Source organism: Paenibacillus oleatilyticus, assembly GCF_018998565.1.
GTDB lineage: Bacteria > Bacillota > Bacilli > Paenibacillales > NBRC-103111 > Paenibacillus_G > Paenibacillus_G oleatilyticus.
On record NZ_JAHNZO010000015.1, the window covers coordinates 140,624 to 157,516 of the forward strand.

Genomic DNA, 16,893 nt, shown 5'->3' on the forward strand with positions numbered 1-16,893 from the left:
TTACCATTTCGAGCGTGTGACGGGACTCCGTTTCAATACCCGCAAGGCACTTGCTAAAATTAGCGGAACAAAACCGCATCTATTTCCGCCCAATAGGCCCGTTTGCACAAAATAGAGAACCTGTGGTGCGTAAACGCCCCGGAATCAGCGAATATGAACATTTTTCGACACGATTTAGTCACCTCAGTTCCTCTATCCATGGGACCAAGCGTCAAAAGCTTCATTAGCGCACTGTAGTTCCTTTATGTTCAAACCGGGGCGTTCAACGGCTTCAAGCCGCCGCAGATGCCAAGCAAGCCGAAGCCCCCGGCTATCTCCTCCGAATAAAAAAGAGACCGCCCCTCGGCAAAAACATCTGCCTCTGGAACGATCCCTTATCGGTACTATTGTTACTCCCGCTCGCTACGAGCCCGCTGCCCCGGCCTGGCGACGGCCGGCATCAAGCCTCGCCGCCTGCGCCCAGCCGGTTCGCCTTGGCCCGGCTCACCGCAAAATCGGCCAGCAACCGCGCACCGTAGCCGGTCGCGCCGGCCGGGTAATAGCCTCGCGCAGCCTTGGCCTGCACGGTGTTCGCCATGTCGATGTGCACCCAGCGCATCGTCTCGGCCACGAAGCGGCGCAGGAACAGCGCCGCGACAATAGCTCCGCCGTACGAAATCGGCGGAATGTTGTTCATGTCCGCGTAATCGCTGCGCAGCAGCTCCTCGTAGTCGTCGACGAGCGGCATCGGCCACAGCCGGTCTCCGCAATGCTCGCCGATGGCGGCCAGCGTGTCGACCAACTGGCGGTCGCCCCACGCCCCGGCGAGGCCCAGCCCAAGCGCCTCTCCGACGTTGCCCGTCAGCGTCGCGATGTCGATCACCTCCCGGGCGCCGAGACGCCCGGCGTGCAGCAGCGCATCGGCCAGCACGAGGCGGCCTTCAGCGTCGGTGTTGCCGACCTGAACGGAGAGACCGTTCGGGTACGTGACCACCGTGGACGGCACGAACGCCGCCGCATCGGGCATATTGTCCGCGACCGCGATCAGCGCGACGATGTTCGTCTGCAGCTCCGAGCGGCTGATCATGTCCATCGCGCCAAGCACGGCGCAGGCGCCGCCCATATCGAACCGCGCATCGCTGATATCCCGTCCGGACTTGACGTTCATGCCGCCCATATCGAACGTAATGCCTTTGCCCACAAGCGCCAGCAGCGGCTGCGACGGATCGGTGCAGAACGTCAGCTCGATGAGCGCGGGCTTGTACCGGCTTCCCTGCGCGACGGTCAATAGCCCGTTCATGCCCAGATCGGCCAACTCTTGCTCCCCATAGACGCGAACGTTCACCGGCCGCTCCGCAAACCGCTCCCGAACGAACTCAACGAGCGATTCCGGATGCAGCACGTTCGGCGGCTCGTTGCACAGGTTGCGCGCAAACATCGTTCCTTCCGCGCGAATGGCCGTCTGCTTCAGCGCTTCTTCATAAGAAGCTTCCCCGCCCCCGGCGCATACCAGGTGCAGACACTCCACCGTACGGGCTTCCTTGCGGGATTTATATTTGTCGAACGCATACGAACCGAGCAGCCAGCCCTCCGCCCAAGCCCGCACCGCTTCTTCCTCGGAAAGCGAGCCGTTCAGCGCACGGACGAACGATTCCAGCATGACGGTCACGGTCGCAAAGCCTTCCTTATGAACCGCTCTGGCCGCATTCCCGGCCGCTTCGCGCAACCGTTCCGCATCGATCTTCGCCTCCGGTCCGAGACCGACGATCAGCACGTGCGCCTCCCCGCCGCGCCCGTAAAACCAAGTGACCGCGCCGCGGGCTTTCATCGCCGGCCGCAGCTCCAGCTGCGGAACCGGCTGACCGGCGTGCTCCGGGCACAGAAAAACGGTGACATCCGCCGTTTGAACGAAACCTGTCGTGATCTTCATCCTTTGCTCTCCCCATACAAGTGGCAAGCCACGTAATGGCCCGGCTCCTGCTCCTGGAACACGGGCGCCTTCGTCCGGCAAACGTCCATTGCCACCGGGCAGCGGGTATGAAACCGGCAGCCGGACGGCGGGTTGACCGGGCTGGGCAGGTCGCCTTTCAGCACGATTTTCTCACGCTTCAGCCGCGGGTCCGGTACGGGCACGGAAGAAAAGAGCGCCTGCGTATACGGATGCAGCGGCTTTTCGTAGATCGAGTCCTTATCTGCGAGCTCGACCATCGAGCCGAGATACATGACGCCGATCCGGTCGCTGATATGCTCAACGACGCTCAGATCGTGGGAAATAAACAAGTACGTCAGCCCGAACTCCTCCTGCAAGTCCTGCAGCAGGTTCAGCACCTGCGACTGGATGGACACGTCGAGCGCGGATACCGGCTCGTCGGCTACGATCAGGCTCGGCTTCACGGCCAAAGCGCGGGCAATGCCGACGCGCTGACGCTGGCCGCCGCTGAACTCGTGCGGGTAGCGTTCGCCGTGGAACGAGCTTAAGCCGACGACTTCAAGCAGGCGCTGAACATCCTTCTCCCGCTCCGCCGCCGACATCTTCTCGTGAATAAGCAGCGGCTCGGCGATGATGTCCTTAATCTTCATGCGCGGATTCAGCGACGCGTACGGGTCCTGGAACACCATCTGCATCTGCCGCCGCAGCGGACGGATGCGGGCCTCGTCCAGCTTCCCGATCTCCTGCCCGTCGAACCAGATCTCGCCTTCGCTCGGCGCCAGCAGCCGCGTAATCAGGCGGCCCGTCGTCGACTTGCCGCAGCCGCTCTCGCCGACGATGCTGAACGTCTCGCCCTTGCGGATGGAGAAAGATACGTTATCCACCGCCTGCAGCAAAGCCGGCTTCCCGAACCACCCTTTCTTGATCGGAAACACTTTGCGCAGGTTTTTCACTTCCACCAGCGGTTTCGTCACGCTTCCCCTTCTCCCTTCGCGCTATCGTTCTCATAGAGCCAGCAGCGGCACTTTCGGCCGCCGGTTGTCTGCACCAGCTGCGGCTCCCGCTCGCGGCAGATGTCCATCACCGCCGAGCAGCGGGGAGCGAACTTGCAGCCGGTCGGCATATTCGTCAAGTCCGGCACGTTGCCTGGAATCGATTCGAGACGCCTGTGATTCTGGCGCAGCTTCGGCACCGAATGAATAAGCCCCTTCGTATACGGATGCTGCGGATCGTCGAAAATATCCAGCACGTTCCCTTCCTCGACCACACGTCCGGCGTACATGACGATCACGCGGTCGCACATTTCGGCCACCACGCCCAAATCGTGGGTGATGAGCATAATGGACATGTCGTTCTCGTCCTTCAGCTTCTTCATCAGGTCCAAAATTTGCGCCTGGATCGTCACGTCCAGCGCGGTGGTCGGCTCGTCGGCAATAAGGAGCTGCGGATTACAGGACATCGCCATGGCGATCATGACCCGCTGCCGCATGCCCCCGGAGAGCTGGTGCGGATATTCGTCGATGACATCTTCCGCGCGCGGAATGCCGACCAGCTTCAGCATATGAACGGCGTGCTCACGCGCCTTGCTTTTATCGTATTTCAAATGCAGGCGGATCGCTTCCACGAGCTGCTTGCCGATTTTGAGCACCGGATTGAGCGACGTCATCGGCTCCTGGAAAATCATCGCGATATCCTTGCCCCGGATCGAACGCATCTCGCTTTCGGACAGCGCCACCAGATCCTTCTCCTGAAAACGGACGGTTCCCCCGACGATGCTCCCCGGAGTACCGTGCAGCAGCCGCATGACGGACAAGGACGTGACGCTTTTGCCGCAGCCGGATTCTCCAACCAGACCGAGCACTTCGCCTTTGTTCACATGAAAATCGACGCCGTCGATCGCGTTGACTTTGCCTTGATCCCGGGTGAACTGTGTCTTGAGGCCTTTCACGTCAAGTAGTTTTTGAGTCATTCGCGTTACTCCTGTTCTAATTCTTGATCTTCGGATCGAGCGCGTCTCTCAAACCGTCTCCCAGTATGTTGAACGCGAGAACCGTCAGGAAAATGGCGGCTCCCGGAAAATAAACGACATGCGGCGCGATGCTGAGGTAATCGCGGCCCATGCTCAGCATGGCCCCCCAGTCCGGGTCCGAAGGCTTCGCCCCGAGGCCGAGAAAGCTCAGGCCCGATGCGGCGAGAATCGTCGTCCCGATCCGCATCGTGAAGTAAACGATCAGACTCGGAACGGTTTCGGGAAAAATGTGACGGGCAATAATCCGCACATTGTTCGCCCCGATGGAGCGGGCCGCTTCCACATACAGCGATTCTTTCGTTTCCAGAGTGGCGCTGCGGATCAGCCTCGCGAACGATGGAATGCCGAAGATTGCAACGGCGACGACGACGTTCATCAGCCCCGGCCCGAGGATTGCGACGATGCCGATCGCCAGCAGCAGATCGGGGAACGAAAACATGACGTCGCTGCTCCGCATGATCAGCCGGTCGAGCCAGCCGCCGTAATAGCCGCTGATCAGCCCAAGCAGCGTGCCGATGGCCGCGCCGATCAGCACGGCGCTAAGGCCGACGGACAGCGACAGCCGGGTGCCGACGAGAATGCGGCTGAAAATATCGCGGCCGTACTCGTCCGTACCGGCCAAATGCTTCGCCGACGGACCGGACAAAATGTTGTCGTAATCCGGCACGGACGGATCGTAAGGCGCAAGCGCGGGACCGATCACCGCGACGATGACGAGCAATAAGATAAACAAGCCTGCGGCGAACGCGAGCTTTTGCTTTTTCATTTTGATCCAAAAATCGCGGAGCGGACTGCTTTTCGTTAACGGAACGGCCGTGTCCGCAGCGTGGTCGATGACGATGTTTTGACTCATGGTGGTCCTCCTCAGTTCTGGCCCGACAGGCGAATTTTAGGATTGAGCACGCCATACAGGACGTCAACGAGCAAGTTGACCAGAATGAATTCGACGGCGAACAGCAACAGCTCCGCTTGAATGACCGTATAATCGCGGAAGGCGATCGAATCGATCAGCAGCCGCCCGAGCCCGGGGATACTGAATACCGTCTCGACAATGACCGAGCCGCCGAGCAGAAAGCCGAACTGAAGCCCGGCCACCGTAATGACGGAGATCATCGAGTTTTTCATCGCATGCCCCCAGACGACCGCGCGCTCGTTCAAGCCTTTGGCCCGGCCGGTCCGGATGTAGTCCTGCTTCAGCGACTCCAGCAGGGAAGCCCGGGAAAAGCGCGCCAGCATCGACATGATGCCCGCTCCGAGCGTAATCGACGGAAGCACGTAGCCCTCCCACGAATCGATGCCTCCGGTCGGCAGCCAGCCGAGCTGCACGGAGAACAGCTGGATGAGCAGCAGCCCGAGCCAGAACGGCGGCACCGAAATGCCCGACACCGCAGTCAGCATGCTCAAATAGTCCGGCCAGCGGTTGCGCTTCGTCGCCGAGATGACGCCGATGACGATCCCGATCAGGAGCGCCCAGCCCATGCTGAAAATCGTCAGCCAAATCGTCGGCATCATGCGCGAAGCGAGCATTTCCGTTACCGGCTGGCCGGTTTTGAGCGACTGACCCAAATCTCCCTGCAGCAGATGCGACATATAGATGAAATATTGCTCCCAGAGCGGCTTGTCGAGGCCGAGCTCGGCCTGAATGCGGCTGATGTCTTCAAGCGTAGCTTCCTTGCCGGCCACGAGCCGCGCCGGATCGCCGGGAATCAAATGAATGAACAGAAAGATCAAGACGGAAACGATAAAAAGAATCGGAATGACGGCAACCAATCGTTTAAGCACATACTGAGCCAAGCTTTTACACTCCTCCTCTGAAAACCTGCCATTAGGCGAGATGCTGTGGTGAGCACCGCACCAGAGGGCGGGTCAACACAGCATCAGGTCAGGACTTACTTCTTGATTTCGGCTTCGCGGACGTTGATCGAGCCGTCCGGATATACTTTCACGCCTTCGAGGTAGTTTTTCTTGCCGGATACGATCTGGTCGACGGCAAGGAACACCCACGGAGCGTCTTTGTAGATTTGCGCTTGAACATCGGCGTAAACGGCTTTTTGCTCATCGGCGTTCGACAGCTTGTTCGCTTTTGCGATCAGCTCGTCGACCTTGTCGTTTTTGTAGTAGGCGGTGTTCGCTCCGTTCGGAGGGAACATTTCGCTCGCGAACAGCGGGCGTGTCGCCGCGTCGGCGTCGGCCGAGGACGGGGACCAGCTGACGTACCACATTTGCACCTTGGATTCCTGCGGCGTTTTGGCCGAGTTGATCTCGTTGGACAGCGTGCCTTCCTCCATCGGCTTCACGTCAAGCGTGATGCCTACGGCTGCCAGCTGCTGCTGCACGAACTGCATGCCTTTCACCGTCTCGGAGTCGGAGCTGCCCCAGATTTCGGCTTTGAACCCGTTTTCCAGGCCGGCTTCCTTCAGGAGCGCTTTCGCTTTCTCCACGTTGCCGTCATACGGCGTTTGCTTCGCATAGAATTGCGTTTTGGACGACATGGTCGAGTCCAGCTTCTCGGCAAAGCCCGATTTGACGACTTTGATATAGGCGTCTTTGTTGATCGCATAGTTGATCGCCTGACGGACGCGAACGTCGTCGAACGGCTTCTTCGTCATGTTCATCGTGATGTAGCGCGCAATCGTCGAAGGCGTCTTGTCCACGACGATGCCGTTCTTCCCGTTCACCTGCTCCACCTGCTCGGTCGGCAGCGGATAGACGAAATCGGCTTCGCCCGTCTTCAGCATCGCGACGCGGGAACCGTTCTCCGGCACCGGCTTGAAGGTGATGGTATCCACCTTCGGCAGACCTTTTTCCCAATAATCGGCGTTCTTCTCGATCGTCATCCGGTCGCCCTGCACCCATTCCTTATACTTGAACGGACCGGTGCCTACCGGGTGCTGGCCGATATCTTTGCCGTACTTCTCCAGCGCCTGCGGGCTGATGATCATCAGCATGGCCAGCTTGTTCAGCATCGCGGAATACGGCTGGGACAGCGTGATTTTTACCGTTTTGGCGTCAACGACTTCGGTTTTCTCCACGGCGGCGAAGCTGCGCGCCATTTTCAGGTTGTTATCCTTGTTTTTCACCCGGTCGAGGTTGACCTTGACCGCTTCGGCGTTGAACGGCGTGCCGTCGTGGAACTTGATGTTCTCTTTCAGCTTGAACGTGTATACCTTGGCGTCCGGGCTCACTTCGTACGATTCAGCCAACACGGGCACGACCTTCATATCCTGATCGAAGCCGAGCAGACCTTGATACATCGTGCGGTAGCCGGAAATGGACAGCGTATCCGCCGCGTTGTGCGGGTCCAGCGTCACGAAGTTGGCGTTGACCGCAATCGTGATGCCGTTGCCTTCCTTCTTGGCCGTCGGCTGCTGGGCCTCGCCTTGCTGCTGCGGCTTGCCTGCGCCGCCGCTACAGCCTGCAAACATCGCGCCGGCGAGCACCAATGCCGTAAATGCTGCGAAACGTTTTTTCATGGAAAATCCCCCCGTTTTTCATTGATTTATGCTAAATCTTCCTGCGAGACGAACGAATCCATTCGTCCATAAAAAGGAAGATCGTTACCCATGTGTCAGTGAAGCGCCCAACTATAAACGGAATACGGTTTTTCTCTCGCCTACGACGATATGGTTATCGTTTTTGATCTCCTTCGGAGCCAGCGCGTACAACCGGTCGATCGTATCGCGGTTGTCGTAGCCGATCTGCTCCAGAATCGAAGCGGCGATAATCGGCCATACGAGCTCCGAGCCGTCCAGTACTTTTAAGGCGAAGCTCATGCGCTCCTTTTTGAGCCCGAAGCCGTATACTCCTTTGGCGCCGCCCTTGGCGACAATGTTCGGATCGGTCAGCAGCGCGGTGCAGATAAAGTCGTGGCTGGCGATGATCTCCGGGTGCGCGTTCATGTAGCCGGCGATTTTCGTCACCGCCGCTCTCGTATCGGCATTCGCTATCAGATCAGGGCACGCCAGCTTCAGGTAGGCGCGAGCGATGTTTTGGAGTGGCATCGCATACACCGGAAAGCCGCAGCCGTCCACTCCGATGCGGATGTCTTCCTTCGGGTAGTCGGCCATTTCAGCCATTGCTTCCAAGCTCAGCTGCTGCGCCGGGTGGTCGATGCTCCAGTAGGTTTCAAGGTCGTAGCCGAGCTCCTTGGACAGCGCGAGAAAACCGGAATGCTTGCCGGAGCAGTTATGGTACAGCTTGCGTTTCTCCAGATGATCCCAGTAGCAGGCCGCCCGCGGTGCTTCGTTGAGCGGGTAAGTCGGACAGCACAGAATGTCTTCTTCCTTCAGCCCGGTTTTCTCTAAAACCGACTCAAGCGCCTCGATATGATACTTCTCTCCTCGGTGCGAGGCGGCGAACAGAGCCGCTTCCTTCGGGCTCAGCTTGAATTTTTCGTCGATGCCGTTCTTGATGACCGGGATCGCCTGAAACGGCTTCGCCGCCGAACGCAAAAACGTCATATGCTGTTCGTCGCCGACGGAATACACAATACGGCCGTTCTCGTCCATTCCGCAGACAAGGCCCATATGTACATTTTCCAGCACGCCTCCGCGGTATTCTTCCACCAATCGTTCGAAGCCCATAAGTAACTCATTTCCTTTCGGCATGTGAAGTTCAAGATGTTCCGCTGCGGTTAAATGTCCGAGCATCCCGCTTTGCTAACGCTTTCAAGTCGGGTTCGTCGGGTCCGGAACCGCTTTAAATGATTCCTTGAACAAATTTAACTCGTTTATTTTCACCACTGATGTTAATAATAACAGCCGTTTTTTTCGCTTGTCAATAAATATTTGAATAAATTGTGAAGAAAAACAGCGGTTTCCGGGAAGGAATGGAAGAGTTTGAATTTTATTTATTCCAGTGACGGTATTAATTTCATCTCCTGTCGTTTTTGCCCTTCGTAAAACAAAAAAGACCGCCGTCTTCCCAGCCATTTGGCCAGAGGCGTGCGGTCTTTCGGGTTTCAACCTTGTGGCTGTTATCCGTGCGTTGAGTATTTTTTTGGAATCACGGAATGGTGGTCGTTTTTGCGTTGTACATCCTCTCAGGCCCGACCGGAAGGATGCATCCAAATTTCTGCAGGCTCGCTTGCGTCAAGCCTGATGACCGAAAATCTTTGCAAAATTAGCCATGTTTCGCATCAAGGCATCCGACTTCGCAAGCGGTGTCTGCTCCAGCTTACGGTTTATGTCCAACAGGAAGGAGGCCATATTGGACGTATTAGCGCCTGTGAACCGGTTATCGAGCTTCGTCGTCTTCAGCTCATGCATCAGTTGCTTCGTTTCCTCGCGATACTTGGTCACCCACTGCTCGTTTTGCGGGATTTTTTGCACAAACGAAAACAAAATGCTGCCCCAGTCGCCGCTGCCGGTTACCGCTTCGTTCAGCTTTTTGTAGGTAGCCGGTTCGAACCGCTTCATCAGCTCGTTGATGTCAACATAGTCTTCGGGCGCCCCGACCGGCCGGGATGGCGGCATCTTGTAGGAGACGCTTCCTGTTGCGGAATCAACCGTTCCCTTTGCGCCGATGACGGCAATCTGGTTCATGATCGCCATCAGCTCGGACGATTCGCCGCCCGACATATAACGGTCCGCCACATATTTTGCCTGTGCCAATCCCGCTTCCCGCAACGCAGCGCGCTCCCCTTCGTCCGAGACGGAGCCGCCCGGCAGCAGATTGGAGCCGATGATCGTGTGCACCGCATCGCTTACTTCCTGAGACTTCCCTTCGAGCAGCCGGTTCAGCGATTCGTCGATTTGGGCCGATACGAAGATTTTGCCCACATGATGCTTAATTGCGCCTTCGGCCAATTGCCGGCCGGTCGGACTGATTTCGACCGTATCATGCTTCAAGCCGGCAATCGTCCCCGGTCTCAGGCCGGGCTTGCTCTCCTGTTCGCGGATCGCGTACAGGTTCAAGACGCTGCTTTCTCCGCCGGAAACTTTCACGTTACCCCTCCTCTTCAAAATAAAAGAAAAATGACATCCTACTGGATATATCGTCCATTTTCTTTCATTTATTTAGAAGGGATTCCATTTTCCATGCCCGCGCCAGCAGCCTTACGCCTTCCCGGATGTCCGTTTCGGACAGGCCGCCGAAGCCGAGCAGCACGGTCGGAGCCTCGTCGGCCTCCTGCCGCAGCCGGTAAGCCGAAGCCGGGTAGATGCCGACCCCTTCCCGGAACGCTGCACGCACAAGCTCCGCTTCGTCCTTATCTCCCCGGACCCGAAGCAGCAGGTGCAGCCCCGAGTCCGCGCCGATCATCTCGACGCCCGCCGGAAAAGCATCGCGTACCGCGTGCAGCAGCGCATCGCGCTTTTTATGGTAGACGCTGCGCATTTTGCGCACATGCCGACCAAAGTCGCCGGATTCCATGAACAGCTGCTGCGTCTTCTGGAAAATCGGCGAGGCGAGCTGATCGTAGCTGTGCCGACGGCTGCGAAACCTCGCCAGCAGCGCTGGCGGCAGCACGAGATAGCTGAGCCGGAACGCCGGCGTCAGCGCCCGCGAGAACGTGCCGACGTAGATGACCCGGCCGTCGTCGTCCAGGCTTTGCAGCGAAGGAATCGGCCGGCCGCTGTAGCGGAACTCGCCGTCGTAATCGTTCTCGACGATGTAGGCCCGCCGTTCCTTCGCCCATTGGAGCAGCTTGAGCCGCTTGCCCGCCGACAGCGTCATGCCGTACGGAAACTGATGCGACGGAGTGACATAGACGGCCTGGGCGCCGCTGGCCTGCAGCTCTTCGAGGCAGATGCCGTCGCTTTCCAGCCGAAGGGGCCGGCAATCGAACCGGAACTGCCCGAACAGCGCTTTTACCCCGTCGTTGACCGCTTCTTCGGAGGCGATACAGACGACGTCCTCGCGCAGCAATTGAAACAGCAAATCGAGCGAATGGTACGTGCCCGCCCCAACGACGATCTGCTCCGGCTGGCAGCGCACCCCGCGCATATGGTGCAGGTAGGCGGCAATTTCGGCGCGCAGCTCCGGCTCGCCCTGCAAATCGCCGTACAGCAGCAGACGGTTGTTTTCCGGTAGCAGACAGCGGTTCATCAGCCGGCGCCATTTCGCCAGCGGGAAGCTCGCGATATCGACGCTGCCGTAGCCGAAGTCGTAACGGAACGGCTCGTCCTGAGACGCGTGGTACGCGCGCTTCGGTGACGGCGAAACGACGGAACGTTCCCCCGCCGCTTCGATCTGCGCCTTCAAGGAAGTGGACGTGTCCAGCTCGGCGGCATACAGCCCGCTGCGCGGTCTGCTGTTCACATAGCCCTCGGCGAGCAGCTGCTCGTAGGCAAGGGCGACGGGCGACCGGCTTACGCCCAGGTAAGCGGACAGCGTGCGGATGGACGGCAGCCGCTCGTTCGCCGGAATGCGGCCGGCGGCGATTTCGTCGCGGATGTAGTGGTACAGCTGCATATACAGCGCTTCGCCCGACGTTTCGTCGAGCCTCGGCATCAAGTCGATCATCCCGGCTTCTCCTTTGCAATAATCTGTCACTTGAAAAATCATAAAACTGACCATTTTTCCAATGTCAAAATGCAGTTATGCTCATCTTATCATCCCGTTGCGCAAAGCGGAAGACGTGCATCCCATCATCAAATCACGCGCTGACCCCGTCAGCCGGATATTTTAGGAGGTACCAAACCAATGACCCTTATTTTGCCGCATATCGACCGACTCACCCCTTACGCCTTGGGCGACCTTCCGCCGGAAGGAAGCGGCGCGATCAAGCTGAATCAGAACGAAAGCCCGTACCCGCCCTCGCCGCTTGTCCTGGAGGCGCTGCGCACGCTCGGCGAAGAAGAGCTGCGCCGTTATCCCGACGCCCGCTGCGCACAGCTGCGCGCCGCACTTTCGCGGCTGCACGGGGTCAAGGAAGAACAAATCTTTTGCGGGAACGGCTCCAGCGAGATCATCTCCTTGATCGTTAAAGGCTTCATCGGTCCGAACCGACGTCTGGCCCTGCCGGACCCGTCGTTCTCGCTGTATCACACGGTAGCCGCATCTTATCAGGCCTCTTCCATCGCCGTCCCAACGCGAAGCGACTTTACCGTCGATACGGAGCTGCTGATGAACAGCGGGGCAGATGCGATCGTGCTGGTCAATCCGAATGCGCCAACCGGACACCTGCTGCCGCTTGAAGAAGTTGAACGGCTGATCAGCCGCTTCCCGGGGCTGGTCGTCATCGACGAAGCCTATATCGACTTCGCCGATCCCGGCGCGACCGCCATCCCGCTGGTGGATCGCTATCCCAACGTGATCGTCGTCCGCACGTTTTCCAAGGCTTACGCCCTGTGCGGGGCCCGGGTCGGCTATTGCGTCGCCGCCGAGCCACTCATCGCTGCGCTGGAAAAGAGCAAGGACATCTACAACATCAACGCGATCAGCCGGAAGCTTGCCGTGGCCGCTCTGGAGGACCGGGAATACACGGAGCGCACGGTAGCGCTGGTCAAGGCGACGCGCGACAGCTTCATCGTCGACCTTCGAAGCCTTGGCTTCGATGTCATCCCTTCGCAAACGAACTTTGTGCTGTGCACGCCTCCTGCGGGAGCCGGAAAACCCGATGCCCGCCAGTGGTACCGGAGGCTGCTGGAACGAAACGTCTACGTCCGCCATTTCGAGCACCCCCGTCTGGCCGACAAGCTGCGCATTTCGATCGGCACGGACGCAGAAATGGCTGCCGTGACCGCTGTACTGCGCGGACTGCTCGCTTAAAGACAAGTAGCTCCCGCCCCTTTGTGAAGGGGACCGGGAGCTTTTTTCGCGATCGAAGCGGATTCAATGCTATAATCTTACTATTCATATCATCATTTGCCGATAGTTACGGACGACGGAGGAACCTTCCTATGAACGGCAGCACAATAGAACACATGATGCAGCAGCTTAACGCAACAACCGATTTGGCCGAACGCAGGCGCACGGCAAAGGAAATCATCGAAGAAATCACGACTCCCGAAATGGTTTCAAAAGCCGTTGCCCTGGCCAAGAACAGCTTGGAAGACGCGTTAAAGGATCGCCAAACCGGCGAATTGGGCACCTATCTGGACGTCAACGATCCGGAACAGGTTGTCGCGCTAATCGAAATTGTTCACCAGTGCCTTGAAGCGGGCGGAGATTTATCCGGGTTCATAACACCCGTTGCACGGCTTCATCATCTGGATCGGAAGGAATCGGCGAAAACCGATACGGAGCTTTATCTTCAATACCGCGCTGCCGCCCTGCTCGATGCACTCCTGGCCGCAGAAGTCCCTTTTCCGGATGAAGCGGTACAGCTTATTCTTGCTGCGGGCAAGCGCTATGTGAAGGATAAGGCAACCGAACAATACATTTGCAGCATCCACTGGAGACTGGCGGAGAGCGGGGTCAATATATCGGGCGCGATTCCATCGCTCGTGACGATTTTTAAAAACGGGGAGACGAGCGAGCTCGTTCATTATTCGCTTTTAGCGTTATGGGCCGCCGTTAGGCAAGGGTACTTCGATACGCGAATTCCCGACAGCGATCAATCGTACCAAGTTTGGCTTAAACATCTTATTTCCAACAGTACTTATAAGCTTAAGAAAAAAGAGGAGCCCCACCAATTAGGAATCATCGGCTGCCTGATCGAAACGGTAAGAACCTATCCCGAATACAAAGCGCTTGCCGCCGAATATTTGGAGCAATGTAAAATACGGGAGCCCAAACGTCCGACCACGGATTTCCAGCACGATCTGAAACAATATTTTGACCTATGCCGGGAATAGCACGGAAGGTACTTGAAAGCAGCCTCGGAGTTCATTTCATGCCGGGCTGCTTTTGTCATGGGCACGATTTCTGTGCGTTCTTGAGGTAGTGAAGAAATATATTGATACCGTCAGTTTTAAATGGTATTTTTTAACTAGAATGTGAACTTATTGAATCGCATTCCAGAAAAGATTTTAGGAGGGATTTTTAATGAAGCTTAGCAAGGTAAGCAAGTCCATTCTATCACTTTCATTGGCTGTTTCAACATTATTGTCTGTCAATGTCATTGCAGCGCAAGCCAACGGAGAGAACGTTAAGCCATCCGCATGCACAAAACATATTTCTATTCCTGTCGAGCATGAGTTTAACTTAAAAGTCGGCGATACAGGGTCAACGCCGTTCTATTGCGGAGCCCCTCTAGGGGATCAAATTGAGTTTTCGTGGGAAGATGTTGCAATTGGAACTGACAATACATCCGTTGTGGACAATATAAGACTGCAGGATAGCGTTTTATATTTTGATGCCATTGGAGAAGGATTTGCAGAGATCACGGTTTACTGGAAAACGAAAAAAACGGGAGTCCGATATACGTCACTGGTTATTCATGTCGCCAAATAATATGTATTGAATAAGGCAATCCATACCAGAGAAGAGTTACTTATCGCCTTGTAAAAAATGGCCTTGAACCTTACCGTACACGAAAGGTTCAAGGTCTGAATCATAACAGCCGCCCCGCTCCAAGGCTTCCTGATAGCACTTCATTTACAGCGGTCAGCCTGTACCCTATTCGGAGGAGCCTAGGCCGTGCCGCCTCCTTCATCGTTGCATAGCAAGCATCCGTGGCAGGACAAATAGACGCTGTGCCTGGAGCACATGGGATACCCCGGAGGGATGGTCGGACAATCGTCATCCTCGTCCACCTCGGCCCATTCGAGATAATAGCTTGGATCAAGGTGCTCCGCTTGAAAAGCATCGATCATCAGCTGAAAGTCCGCCAATCGTCCGACGACCATCTCCTTGTTCGGAGTATAGCTGAGCTTCTCCCAGCCGGATTCGTTCATAGCCCCCTGAATCGTCCGCGTCATAAACGCCTTCTCATTCGCAAAATTGTCCGCCGACCAAGGCATTTCCTCCAGACTAAACCCTACCGTTCCAATCCCGACGACCGACTGGTCGCGTTGAGCAAGCCAAATGATCAGTTCCTTCTCTCGGTCCGTATTCGCGATTCGAGAACCGCTAAGCACCAGGACATCAAGAAAGACGGAGGTCAACCCGTTCGACATGGAAAGATAGGGCGCCTCGTCTTCCTGGGCTTCAGGCATGGAAATCACATTTCCCATGAGTGTCCCCCTCCTTTTTCACGACAATTCCCCCGCAGAACAATTCGAGTCCTATAACTGCATGCCAAATCTTTTTAATTCGATAAAAATGCCTTCCAATCGCCTTCCTTTTTCCGTCAACGTATATTCGACGCGCGGAGGCACTTCCGGATATACCGTTCTTTCCAGCATGCCGTGGTCTTCCAGTTCTTTCAGACGGAGCGAGAGCGTTTTCGGACTAATGCCATCCATCGATTTCAGCAGGTCGCTGAATCGCATCGTCCCTTCGATCAGCAGGTCGCGAATAATTAAAAAGGTCCATTTCGTCCCGATCACATCCAGCGTCTTGGCAATGGGACAAGGCACGCCAGGCGTTCCTTTGGTCAGAACGACCGGTTCAAGCTCATTCATCCAAGCACTCTCCCAATATTTTTTTTCGCTTAATTATTCCCATTGTATCACATAAATATACTTTCGGAAACTATATGAATTAAATATCACTACTTCCCTAAATGAATTTACTACACATATAATATCGTTGTGAGCCGATCATTCCACCTTGCCTGAGGAGGTGAACAACATGTCTACGGAAATTCAGCGAAGCAAGCCGCCCTTGGCACTCGTCGCTCTCTTGATCAGCGCGTTCGCCATCGGCACGACGGAGTTCGTCATCATGGGCATCCTTCCGGAGGTTGCGGCCGATCTGCAGGTTACGCTAAGCGCCGCAGGCTTGCTCGTTACCGGCTATGCGTTGGGCGTCGCCATCGGCGGGCCGGTGATTACCGCCTTCACCGGGCGGCTGCCGCGCAAGTCGCTGCTGTTCGGCCTGATGCTCATCTTCGTCGCCGGCAATCTGATGGCCGCCGTCGCCCCCAACTATGCGGTTCTGATGATCGCCCGCATCCTGGCTTCCTTTGCGCACGGCACCTTTTTCGGCGTCGGCTCGATCGTGGCAACGCGTCTCGTTCCCCGCGAAAAACAAGCGAGCGCAATCGCCATGATGTTTGCCGGACTCACGCTCGCCAACATTCTTGGCGTCCCCTTCGGCACCTTCGTCGGGCAAATGTGGGGGTGGCGCTCCACTGCGGGTGCTTCAGAAAGCAAAAGGCTCGCCGAACATCGCTTCCGCTTTGAACATCAGCTCATTTAATTTGGCCAATGCCGGCGGAGCTTACTTGGGAGGCTGGATCATCGACAACGGCCCCGGGCTTCACGCTTTGCCTTGGGTAGCCGCCATCGTGACCGCTGCCGGACTCTTGGTTGCACTGGCCAGTTGGTTGCTGGACCGGCAGGATGCCGAATTATCTTCACAAGCCGGGCCTGGCCGCACGTTAAACAGATAATAAGGAGATGGAGACAAAATGAAAATTTTAATCATTAACGGTCATCAAAAATACCGCTCGGCGGAGGGGAAACTGAATCAAACCTTGATCGATCGAATGGTAAGCACGTTGAGCGAAAATAACGAGGTCCAAACGACCATTATTCAAAACGGCTACAACATCGAAGAAGAACAGCAAAAATTCATCTGGGCCGACGTGATCATTTACCAGACGCCTGTATACTGGTTCAGCGTTCCCGGACTCCTGAAAACGTATATGGACGAAGTGTATGCTTACGGGTTGTTTTTTAAAGGCGCGGAGCAGTACGGCAGGGGCGGTATGTTAACCGGCAAAAAATATATGTTCTCGACGACTTGGAACGCTCCGAAAGAAGCGTTCAACGATCCGACGCAGTTTTTTAGAGGAGCCGGTCTGGAAGAAGCGTTAAGCCATTTGCACCGGGCGCAGGAGTTTCTCGGATTGCAGCCTTTAAAAAGCTTCGCCTGCTACGATGTCATCAAACATCCGGAGCTCGACCAGTTCACGGCCGAGCTCGACGCCCATCTGCAATCGGTATTAAATCAATAATTCGCT

At 56.6% G+C, this 16,893-nt stretch carries 16 protein-coding genes and 1 pseudogene; 6 read left to right on the forward strand and 11 right to left on the reverse strand.

From position 1 onward, the window contains the following. Positions 1 to 439: 439 nt before the first annotated feature. From KQX66_RS20095 to pdxR, 9 genes are all read right to left on the reverse strand, one after another. Complete coding sequence (locus KQX66_RS20095; protein WP_216794589.1) at positions 440 to 1,909, reverse strand: leucyl aminopeptidase family protein; 1,470 nt, start codon at positions 1,907 to 1,909, stop codon at positions 440 to 442. Next, positions 1,906 to 2,883, reverse strand: coding sequence for an ABC transporter ATP-binding protein (locus KQX66_RS20100; protein ID WP_216794590.1), 978 nt, complete (start codon positions 2,881 to 2,883; stop codon positions 1,906 to 1,908). Before KQX66_RS20100 ends, KQX66_RS20095 begins: the two co-directional genes overlap by 4 nt. Next, positions 2,880 to 3,878: an ABC transporter ATP-binding protein gene (locus KQX66_RS20105; protein ID WP_216794591.1), complete on the reverse strand. Its 999-nt coding sequence runs from the start codon at positions 3,876 to 3,878 to the stop codon at positions 2,880 to 2,882. The genes KQX66_RS20100 and KQX66_RS20105 overlap by 4 nt, the downstream gene beginning before the upstream one ends. A 16-nt stretch (positions 3,879 to 3,894) precedes the next feature. Next, positions 3,895 to 4,791: an ABC transporter permease subunit gene (locus KQX66_RS20110; RefSeq protein WP_216794592.1), complete on the reverse strand. Its 897-nt coding sequence runs from the start codon at positions 4,789 to 4,791 to the stop codon at positions 3,895 to 3,897. Positions 4,792 to 4,802: 11 nt separating this feature from the next. Beyond that, the gene (gene nikB, locus KQX66_RS20115; RefSeq protein WP_216794593.1) at positions 4,803 to 5,732 is read right to left on the reverse strand and encodes a nickel ABC transporter permease; all 930 of its coding nucleotides are present in this window, start codon (positions 5,730 to 5,732) and stop codon (positions 4,803 to 4,805) included. Positions 5,733 to 5,827: 95 nt separating this feature from the next. After that, complete coding sequence (locus KQX66_RS20120) at positions 5,828 to 7,411, reverse strand: glutathione ABC transporter substrate-binding protein (RefSeq protein ID WP_216794594.1); 1,584 nt, start codon at positions 7,409 to 7,411, stop codon at positions 5,828 to 5,830. A gap of 111 nt (positions 7,412 to 7,522) precedes the next feature. Further along, entirely contained in the window at positions 7,523 to 8,521 is a 999-nt protein-coding gene (locus KQX66_RS20125; RefSeq protein WP_216794595.1) for an asparaginase, read from the reverse strand. A gap of 507 nt (positions 8,522 to 9,028) precedes the next feature. Continuing rightward, positions 9,029 to 9,883 carry a hypothetical protein gene (locus tag KQX66_RS20130; RefSeq protein WP_216794596.1) on the reverse strand — a complete coding sequence of 285 codons (855 nt, stop codon included), beginning with the start codon at positions 9,881 to 9,883 and terminating at the stop codon, positions 9,029 to 9,031. A gap of 64 nt (positions 9,884 to 9,947) precedes the next feature. After that, positions 9,948 to 11,402, reverse strand: coding sequence for a MocR-like pyridoxine biosynthesis transcription factor PdxR (gene pdxR, locus KQX66_RS20135; protein ID WP_216794597.1), 1,455 nt, complete (start codon positions 11,400 to 11,402; stop codon positions 9,948 to 9,950). Between the two features lie 180 nt (positions 11,403 to 11,582). On the opposite strand from pdxR, the gene hisC reads away from it, so the two are divergent. The 3 genes from hisC (at position 11,583) to KQX66_RS20150 (ending at position 14,276) form a co-directional block, all read left to right on the forward strand. After that, on the forward strand, positions 11,583 to 12,650 hold the full coding sequence (gene hisC, locus KQX66_RS20140) for a histidinol-phosphate transaminase (protein WP_216794598.1): 1,068 nt from the start codon (positions 11,583 to 11,585) through the stop codon (positions 12,648 to 12,650). Positions 12,651 to 12,781: 131 nt separating this feature from the next. Next, positions 12,782 to 13,678 carry a hypothetical protein gene (locus KQX66_RS20145; protein WP_216794599.1) on the forward strand — a complete coding sequence of 299 codons (897 nt, stop codon included), beginning with the start codon at positions 12,782 to 12,784 and terminating at the stop codon, positions 13,676 to 13,678. A 190-nt stretch (positions 13,679 to 13,868) separates the two neighbouring features. Beyond that, positions 13,869 to 14,276 (forward strand): hypothetical protein, encoded by a 408-nt coding sequence (locus KQX66_RS20150; RefSeq protein ID WP_216794600.1) that lies wholly within the window; start codon positions 13,869 to 13,871, stop codon positions 14,274 to 14,276. A 179-nt stretch (positions 14,277 to 14,455) separates the two neighbouring features. Here the strand turns inward: KQX66_RS20150 and KQX66_RS20155 are convergent, their stop codons facing one another. Together KQX66_RS20155 and KQX66_RS20160 are read right to left on the reverse strand one after the other, a co-directional pair. After that, on the reverse strand, positions 14,456 to 14,998 hold the full coding sequence (locus KQX66_RS20155; RefSeq protein WP_216794601.1) for a hypothetical protein: 543 nt from the start codon (positions 14,996 to 14,998) through the stop codon (positions 14,456 to 14,458). A 51-nt stretch (positions 14,999 to 15,049) separates the two neighbouring features. Beyond that, positions 15,050 to 15,388, reverse strand: a complete 339-nt coding sequence (locus tag KQX66_RS20160; protein WP_108534079.1) for a winged helix-turn-helix transcriptional regulator — start codon at positions 15,386 to 15,388, stop codon at positions 15,050 to 15,052. Positions 15,389 to 15,557: 169 nt separating this feature from the next. Between KQX66_RS20160 and KQX66_RS20165 the strand changes: the two are divergent. The 3 genes and pseudogenes from KQX66_RS20165 to KQX66_RS20170 form a co-directional block, all read left to right on the forward strand. Further along, positions 15,558 to 16,061, forward strand: a pseudogene (locus KQX66_RS20165) (MFS transporter); the annotation flags it as partial. Positions 16,062 to 16,065: 4 nt separating this feature from the next. Continuing rightward, complete coding sequence (locus KQX66_RS38735) at positions 16,066 to 16,320, forward strand: hypothetical protein (protein ID WP_438804203.1); 255 nt, start codon at positions 16,066 to 16,068, stop codon at positions 16,318 to 16,320. 18 nt (positions 16,321 to 16,338) lie between these two features. After that, positions 16,339 to 16,887 (forward strand): NAD(P)H-dependent oxidoreductase, encoded by a 549-nt coding sequence (locus tag KQX66_RS20170; protein WP_216794602.1) that lies wholly within the window; start codon positions 16,339 to 16,341, stop codon positions 16,885 to 16,887. Positions 16,888 to 16,893 lie beyond the last annotated feature (6 nt).